The organism is Bartonella sp. AP88HLJMH, from assembly GCF_042195605.1.
GTDB lineage: Bacteria > Pseudomonadota > Alphaproteobacteria > Rhizobiales > Rhizobiaceae > Bartonella.
The window spans coordinates 1-4,342 of the sequence record NZ_JBHIOR010000042.1 but is presented as its reverse complement, the minus strand read 5'-3'; the positions used below and the strand labels follow the sequence as shown (position 1 = coordinate 4,342).

The following is a 4,342-nucleotide window of genomic DNA, read 5'->3' as shown; positions in this document are numbered from 1 at the left end:
CTGGAACAAGACAATAGCGGCTGGAATAGGTTGAATATGCTTATGAACGCCGGTCATGGCTTTGCAAGAAATTACGGTACGACAACGAATAATCATACAATCTCTAAGATAGAGGGCAATAATCCGTGGAAAAATGTAGGGGCTATAGGTTCTTTAGCACTTCAAGCAGCACCGATGGCTTTTGGTTACATGGCAGGTGGTCCAATGGGAGCAGCGTTGGCAGGAGGAGCATCCAAGTTTTTTTTAGATTACATGAATCAAAAGAAAGCTCTGGAGAATAATTAAAGAATAGTTTTGTAGGAGAGTGTGATGGCATTTCCAATATTATTTCCATTAGCTGGGGCAGCTTTTATGGCAGCAAGAGCTGCGCCTCATGTTTTTAGGTATCTTGCTCCTAAAGCGGTTACAGGGGCGAATAGATTGGGACAATTAATAACAAAGAACCCCGTGGGGAATTTCATAACAAAGTACCCCAAAACCTCTCTATTTATGACTGGAATGTCAGGTATTGAAAGTATGATGACACCAGAGAAAGCACAAGCCCCATCCAACCCCTATTTACAGAATAGTCTGAATCCATATGGACCATTTATGCCCTATACGGCTCCTAAAGCGGAAATGCCTCTTGGATTTGATCAACATCCACCCATGCCAAATGCACTAGAGAGTACTCCACAAGAACTAAAACCTCATATTAATGAACAAACGCAACCATTAGCACCCGCTTCCCCAACACCGACTCCTGAACTGACAGATGCAGAGAAATTTTTACAGTCCAATACTTATAAGTTTTTTCAATCAGATGCGTATCAGAAGCTCAAAGATCTTTTTGCAGGTATGGCAGAATCTTCATCAGACGGTTCTGGGTGGGATGCGCTTGCAAGTGGTGTGAAGCATCTTAATGAAGGTGATAAACGAAGAGAACAAGTCAATCAAACCGTCGAATACCTAAAATCTAAAGGTTACAGCGAAGAAGAAGCTGCTATCATGGCACGTAATCCGCAAATGCTTAATGGTTTTTTTACACAAGGAATGAATGCACGTTCTAGTTCTCAGCAAATAGATAATACACCACCTAAATTTTCTCCTGATTACTATGGTGTTTTTAATCCTGAGACTAAACAGTGGGAAGCAAAGGTTATTAAAGGAAGTAAGGCATATAAGGAAAAAAAAGAAAAGCTTACAAAGCAAAAACAATTTTTTGAATCTGAATTAGTTAGTCAGAATACTAATATTAGGTTACTTGATAATACAGAAAAACTAGTTCGATCTACATTAACTGGTACAAATATATTAGCACCAATATTTTCAATATTATCTTCAACTGACGCTTCAATATTAAAGTCAAATATTGAAGCGGTTAAAAAGAATCTTGCACGTGATACTTTGGAGGAAATGAAACAGAAGTCACCAAATGGAGCGTCAGGGTATGGAAATATGAATATACAAGAATTTACATCATTACAGACCCGTTTGGGAAATTTAGATACAAACCTGAGGCGAGATATATTGTTAGAAGAAATTATAGCTGTAAAAGAGGCAGTGTTGAAGGCAAGGAGTAATACACAAAAACTTTTAAATAATTGGAACACTGAATATAATGATTTTCTATCATTGCCTATTTTACCTATTTCACAATTTACACATGTAAAAAATAAAGATGATGAGGATAGATTGTCTAAAGGTGAAGTCTTTGTAGATGACGGTGGTTACATAAGAAACAAGTGAAAGAGAAATTGATATGGGATATGTACCTTATTCTCCTGTTATTGGCCATATTTCAGATAAAGACATAATGGAAAAAATTCAAGCGGCATTGTATAAAAATAGCAGCCAGCAGACGAGTAATTATACACCTTATTCTCCTATCATTGGTCATATTTCAGATAAAGATATAATGGAAAAAATTTGGAATGCACAAAATAGCTATACAGGGGTTACACAGCATCCAGAAGAAACACAAAAGTTAGAAGAAGAATATCCTACTGAAAATATTTCGATGTGGGATGCTCTCAGAAGCTCTACTGCAGAAGGACTTACAGCAAACTTTAGTGATGAGCTTCAAGGTTTGTTTTCCCACTTATCAGGAAGCAATTATGATGAGGCTGTAAAGAAGGCACGCGCTTATCAGAGGGCAGTACATAGAGCATATCCTTGGTTATCATTTGGTGGAAATTTTATAGGGTCTATTTTACCATTGATAGCGACGGGGGGAGTGCCGTTAATTGCGAGTAGGTTAGGGTTAGCAGCATTTGGAGCTAGAAAAGCTAGTTTGTTTCCCCGTCTTGTAGGTGAAGCAATAGGTATTCCAGGAAAAGATTTAGGTCTTAAAACAGCGGTGAGATCAGGTGCATTATCAGGAGCGTTATCAGGAGTTGGAAGTGGTGTAGGATGGGGAGATTCTATAGATAGTGGGATAAATAATGCTGCAATTGGAAGTATAGCGTCTCCATTTCTCTCTATCGTAGGTTCTTTTGCTGGGAGAGGGTATAATGCTATCGGCAATGCAGGAAAGAAAGCTCCAGATGGTTTTTCTAAGAGAGATTTACGGAATATTGCTAGTTATGCATATCATTCGGGGATAAAAAACCTACCAGATACTCTTGCAAAAAGTGGTTCTGAAGCACGTCTTAGTGATATTATTCCAGGATTTAAAAATCATATTTATGGTATAGTTCAAAACAATAGGATGCTTCATGAGCAGCTTAATGAAGAGCTTGGTAAAAGAGCAGCTGGAATTTCAGGACGAATGGGCAAAGCTCTAGATGAAAACTTTATCAAAAGAAAGGGAAGTGGAGATCTTGAAGATGCTTTAGAAGAGTCAGTAAACAAATCTACTTCGACTCTGGATGCAGGACAGCTTCAAAAAGCTTTTGATAATATAGGTAGTATAAAGTCACAACCATTATATGATACAGCATTAAGTACTGCTTTAAAGCCTGAACACCAAAAAAAGGTGCAACAGTTAATGGAGCATTCACATTTTAAGAAAGCTTACGAAGAAGCTACGCAAGATGTCAATAATCGAAAAATTACGGATGCGGCGTATGTACAAAAATATCCTGATTCTATAATGGATATTCTTCACCGAACCAAAGTAAAGATTAGCAATCAGATTCAACGTGATAATCTAAATGGTATAGACACTGCGGATCTTGTTTCACTTGAAAAGTATATTATAAAGTTGCTAGAGGACATTTCAGGGGATTATAAGACAGCAAGGGAGGTTTTTGCCTCTTATAAAGATCTCTCTAAAGCTATAAAAGAAGGATACGATTCTTTGAGTTCTTCTGTTTCTATCAATGAGGCTCTGAATAAAAGCAATCTATATCAAAGTAAAGGTAAAGTGTCATCTGTTGGTGATAGAGCTCCGTCATTCGAAGATGCTTATAAATTAGGCATAAGAAGTAAGATTGATGATGAGATGTTCAATTCTAGCGATAAGTTAGAATATTATAAAAATCTTTTCAACACAGACAGCTATGTAGAAAAACTAAAATCTCCTTTTGGTGAAGATGCTGTAAAGAGACTAAAGGACGCTTTTGAGTACGAACAGTTGTATAATAAAACCTATAAGGGAATTCCAGAGCTAAGAGATAGAGCACGCCCAAAACTTTTTCAAGGGTTTAAAGAATATAAAGATATTGGGCAATTTCCGCATGCTGTTGTAAGAATACTAAGAAATGCACACAGGATGACAACAAGCCAGAAAAATCTAAAAGCTCTCCAGAAACTAGATAAAAAAATGCTAGAACTCGATTCTTTAAAAGTAGGGGGATATAATAACAAACAAGTAGCAAAAATTATTCAAGATTTCATTAATGATTATGAAAAAGGACTTGTAAACAATGATATTGCAAAACGCTTTCATGCTTCTTTATCTCGATTAATGTGGGGAATGATGACATCGGGATCTAGGAATTCTGAGTAATGCAATAGTGATATCAACAATGGGGAAAACTAACAAAATGACTAGCTATTCTAGTCCTTCTGTTAATCAAGCGATACGGCAAACGGCAGTGCGTTATGGTTTGCCAGAAAGTTATTTATACCGTGTTGCGCAAGTAGAAAGTGGAGGCAATCCGAATGCAAGGAATCCCCGTTCTTCTGCGGGTGGGTTGTACCAATTTATAGACAGCACCGCCAAACAATATGGTTTGCAGGATAGGTTTGATCCCATGCAAGCGGCAGATGCCGTGGGGCGGTTGACGCTTGATAATCGCAATCATTTAAGCCGCCTGTTGGGAAGAGCGCCTACTGATGCAGAATTGTATTTAGCACATCAACAAGGGGCAGGAGGAGCCGCGCGGCTTCTTCAAAATCCCCATGCCAATGCGGCGCA

3 protein-coding genes and 1 pseudogene are annotated in these 4,342 nt (G+C 38.0%); all 4 read left to right on the top strand.

From position 1 onward, the window contains the following. Positions 1–285: pseudogene (locus ACFIMA_RS09125) on the top strand (hypothetical protein); the annotation flags it as partial. Between the two features lie 24 nt (positions 286–309). Beyond that, positions 310–1,728 carry a hypothetical protein gene (locus ACFIMA_RS09120; protein ID WP_375693337.1) on the top strand — a complete coding sequence of 473 codons (1,419 nt, stop codon included), beginning with the start codon at positions 310–312 and terminating at the stop codon, positions 1,726–1,728. A gap of 67 nt (positions 1,729–1,795) precedes the next feature. Next, a complete protein-coding gene (locus ACFIMA_RS09115; RefSeq protein ID WP_375693762.1) occupies positions 1,796–3,931 on the top strand; it encodes a hypothetical protein in 2,136 nt (711 codons plus the stop codon). 37 nt (positions 3,932–3,968) lie between these two features. Further along, a partial coding sequence (locus ACFIMA_RS09110) for a transglycosylase SLT domain-containing protein (RefSeq protein ID WP_375693761.1) occupies positions 3,969–4,342 on the top strand: 374 nt, incomplete at its 3' end.

What these genes read in the sequence shown, in the direction of transcription:
- ACFIMA_RS09120 (WP_375693337.1), top strand. Translation starts at nt 310, where the DNA reads ATGGCATTTCCAATATTATTTCCATTAGCTGGGGCAGCTTTTATGGCA.
- ACFIMA_RS09115 (WP_375693762.1), top strand. Translation starts at nt 1,796, where the DNA reads ATGGAAAAAATTCAAGCGGCATTGTATAAAAATAGCAGCCAGCAGACG.